The 3,755-nt window shown below is 49.7% G+C and carries 4 protein-coding genes; all 4 read left to right on the forward strand.

All coding sequences use genetic code 11. The annotated features are described in order from the left end of the window. Positions 1-660, forward strand: a 660-nt coding sequence (locus H6F43_RS00150; RefSeq protein ID WP_190340021.1) for an ABC transporter permease, incomplete at its 5' end; no start/stop codon positions are given. A gap of 48 nt (positions 661-708) precedes the next feature. Beyond that, the gene (locus tag H6F43_RS00155) at positions 709-1,815 is read left to right on the forward strand and encodes an ABC transporter permease (RefSeq protein ID WP_190340022.1); all 1,107 of its coding nucleotides are present in this window, start codon (positions 709-711) and stop codon (positions 1,813-1,815) included. 291 nt (positions 1,816-2,106) lie between these two features. Beyond that, positions 2,107-2,460 (forward strand): antibiotic biosynthesis monooxygenase family protein, encoded by a 354-nt coding sequence (locus H6F43_RS00160; protein WP_190340023.1) that lies wholly within the window; start codon positions 2,107-2,109, stop codon positions 2,458-2,460. 63 nt (positions 2,461-2,523) lie between these two features. After that, positions 2,524-3,579, forward strand: coding sequence for a methyltransferase (locus tag H6F43_RS00165; protein WP_190340024.1), 1,056 nt, complete (start codon positions 2,524-2,526; stop codon positions 3,577-3,579). Positions 3,580-3,755: the final 176 nt, after the last annotated feature.

Here is a 3,755-nt window from a genome sequence, read left to right on the forward strand (position 1 = left end):
AATACCGTCACGGCTCAAACTCGGCTCTGGTTTAATCCTGGTCGATTGGAATCGCTCTACATAGTGCCCGGAACGTTTGCCGTTGTGCTGTGGATTTTTCCATCGCTGCTAACCGCGATCGCAATGGTCAAAGAGCGAGAAAAAGGCACGATTTTACAGGTCTACGCATCCAGCATTAGCGCAGTCGAACTTTTGCTGGGTAAAGGACTGGCGTATTGGCTAATTGCCGTTTGCGAGGCGATCGCCGTCATTGGATTGGGGGTCTTCGTCTTTCAACTGCAATTTGTCGGAAATCCGATTCCTTTACTGATAGGAACCTGCCTGTTTCTAGCCGACAGCATTCTGTTTGGGTTGATGCTTGGCGTCAAAGCCGAGAGCCAAGCGGAAGCCGTTCAAGGTGCGTCTCTGATTGGGTTTATCACCTCCCTACTGCTGTCTGGCTTCATCTATCCGCTCAACAATATTCCCTTTCCGCTGTCGCTTGTCCCCAACGTGGTTCCTGCTCGTTACTTCATCGACATTACCCGCGATGCTTTTGTACGGGGCACAGGTTGGACAGGCGTTTGGTTCAGCCTGCTAATGTTAGTTGTTTTAGGATTTTTCTTTTTTACCATCTCTCGTAAGGGTCTGGATCAAATGCAGCTTGATACTGATAGCTAATCACAATTAGTTTGGTCGAACGTACCCTCTACTGGATGCCTTAAATTTATGTTTCGCAATACTCCTTTTCTGGCATTGCTTCGCAAAGAAATTAATCAAATTCTGCGAAATAAACAGCTTTTGTTTCTGCTGATCATTCCACCGATCGTGCAGTTGATGCTCTATGGGTATGCCCTTAATCCCGATGTGCAGAATTTGAAATTGGGGGTGATTGACTATGCCAATGTGTATGAAAGTCGAGAGCTGGTTTCTGCTTTGACAGAGAATGGAATTTTTGTCGCTCAGCCTCCGCCGCTGAATGAAGCAGCTTTGAGCCAGCAGGTGGAGACGGGCAAATTAAGCGTGGGCGTAGTGATTCCACCAGAATTTCCTCGCAGATTTGCCGCAGGCGAGGCAGAAATTCAGGTGTTTATTGATGCCGTTAATGCGAACACGGCGGGCATCATTAATGGCTACATTTCGCAAATTCTTCTGCAATATAATCGTCGCCTTGAAACGGTACAAACTACGCTTCCCATACAGTCGCAAGTGCTGTTTCTCTATAATCCAGGTTTAACGAGTAGCTGGTTTTTTGTTCCTGGCGTTATGGGCTTGGTGCTAACACTAATTGGCACGATCGTCTCGGCGATCGCCGTGGTCAAAGAGAAAGATGTTGGCACTCTAGAACAGCTTTTGATGACGCCATCAGCCGCGTGGGAAATTCTGCTGGCAAAAATTGTGCCGCTGTTCGTGCTGCTGTTGGGAGATGTGGTGTTAGCGTTAACATTGGGACGATTGATTTTCGGCGTTCCGTTTCGCGGTAATTTTCTGCTGTTCATGATTCTGTCTGGCTGCTATCTCTTTGTTAGCATCAGCATCGGCACACTGCTCGGAACGATTTATCAATATCAACAGCAAGTCGTTTTGACGACGTTTTTTATCAACATGCCAATGGTGGAAACCTCTGGTGCGATCGCTCCTGTGGAAAGTATGCCGCCGTTCTTTAAAGCGCTATCGCTGCTCAATCCGATGCGACATTACATTGCGATCGTGCGGGGAATTCTGCTCAAAGGTGCGGGTTTAGACATTCTGTGGATGCACGTTTTAGCGCTGGTTTTGTTCGCGATCGTGCTGCTGACGATTAGCGTCCGTAAGTTCCGTAGCCAACTAAGTTAACGTTTGCGCTGCTGAATGATGAGATGCTGCGTTCCAGATCTCGATCGCAGGCAATACCAATTCTCTAAATCCCAGCGATCGATTAAACGACTGAACCGTAGACGCATTCGAGCGTTTGCAATTCCGAATTCCGAATTCCGAATTGATATACCGTTTTCTGCCAAGTTAGACACAACCTAGCCCTAACCTCTACACGCCTCCCAGCTTGCTTTCTGTAAAATCTAGTCTCAGATAGCCAGCGCGATTTATCCCCATCATGCAGTGATCGCTTGATTTACCTGGAGAGAGTTTATGACCGCATTCACAACCGACAGCAACGTAGTGACGACGATCGCCCAAGACCAAAAGTTGGTTACGTTGATCAACGTGTTTAAGGTCGCACCCGAAAACCAGCAGCTCTTGGTTGACTTACTCGTTGATGCCACCGAAGAGGTGATGTGTAAACTTCCTGGTTTCATTTCGGCGAATATCCACAAAAGCTTGGACGGCACGCGCGTCACCAACTACGCCCAGTGGCGCAGCGTCGAAGACTTTAGAGCTATTTTTCAAACCCCAGCAGCCACCGCACACATGCCTGCTATTTCAAAGATTGCCGAATCTGATCCGGTGCTGTACGACGTTTGCTACATGAAACAAGGTCAGTGAACTCGTGAATAGCGAATTGCTAATAGCGATTCGCTGAATTGACCAACCCCATTCATCAAACCCATGACGACAACGATAAAGCCAAACGCGCCGAAAGTGATGCCGGATCTGCCTCCTCAGGTTGCCATGCTGCAAATGCTGGGCGGAATGCGGGTCGCACGCATTATCTACACCGCGTCAGCATTAAGAATTGCTGACCTGCTCGCTGAAGCGCCGAAAACCAGTCAGGAACTCGCTGAGGCAACCAAAACCCATGCGCCGTCCCTCTACCGAGTGTTGCGCGCTCTTGCCAGCGTTGGCGTGTTTGCCGAAGACGAAGATGGACGCTTCCACTTGACGCCCAACGGCGAATTTTTGCGCCATGACACGCCCGATGCGATCGGTCCGATGGTCAACGTGCTGGGTGAAGATTGGCACTGGCAAGTGTGGGGACGACTGCTGGAAAGCGTGCAAACCGGAGAAGCCGCCTTCGATCGTATTCACGGCATGGAGCTATACGACTACTGCCAGCAAAATCCTGACTTTGCCCGCACGCACGGACCTTCTAAAACCAGCGTTTCTGCCAGAGCGTCGGCGGCACTGCTGGCAAATTACGACTTTTCCGGCATGAGCAAAGTCGTCGATGTCGCCGTGTTAGGTGGCTACGGCAACACGTTAATTCCGCTACTGACGGCTAATCCGACCATGCAGGGCGTTCTCTACGACTTGCCCTTTGTGATTGAGGGTGCACAACCCGTCATTGCCGCATCGGGAATTGGCGATCGCTGCGAACTACTGCACGGACACTGCCTCGATTCCGTTCCTACTGGCGGCGATGCGTACGTCCTCATGTTTGTGATCCACAACTGGGATGACCAGCGAGCCATTAAAATTCTGCAAAACTGCCGCGAAGCCATGACCGCCACTGGCAAAGTGCTGCTGGTCGAAATGGTGATGCCCTCCGGAAACGATCCATTTGTCGGTAAGTTTGTCGATCTGGAATCGCTGCTAACCACGCCAGGAGGCTACGAGCGCACCGAGGCGCAGTACCGATCGCTGCTAGAAACCGCTGGATATCGACTGACGCGAATTATTCCAACCCAAACCGCCAACAGCATCCTTGAAGCGGAAAAAGCTTGAGAATTCTAAATGATGAATTACAAATTTTGAATTAGCAGCCAATTCAAAATTCGTAATTCAAACTTCAAAATTAATTGGAGAGTCCCATGACGGTTCAAGTGTTACAGCGACTTAAATCTGCTGACGAAATGCCGGGAAGCTTTGGGCGCGGGGAATCCAAAGAGCTATTTGCGGAC

It is taken from the genome of Leptolyngbya sp. FACHB-36 (genome assembly GCF_014695955.1).
Taxonomy (GTDB): Bacteria; Cyanobacteriota; Cyanobacteriia; order Leptolyngbyales; family Leptolyngbyaceae; genus FACHB-36.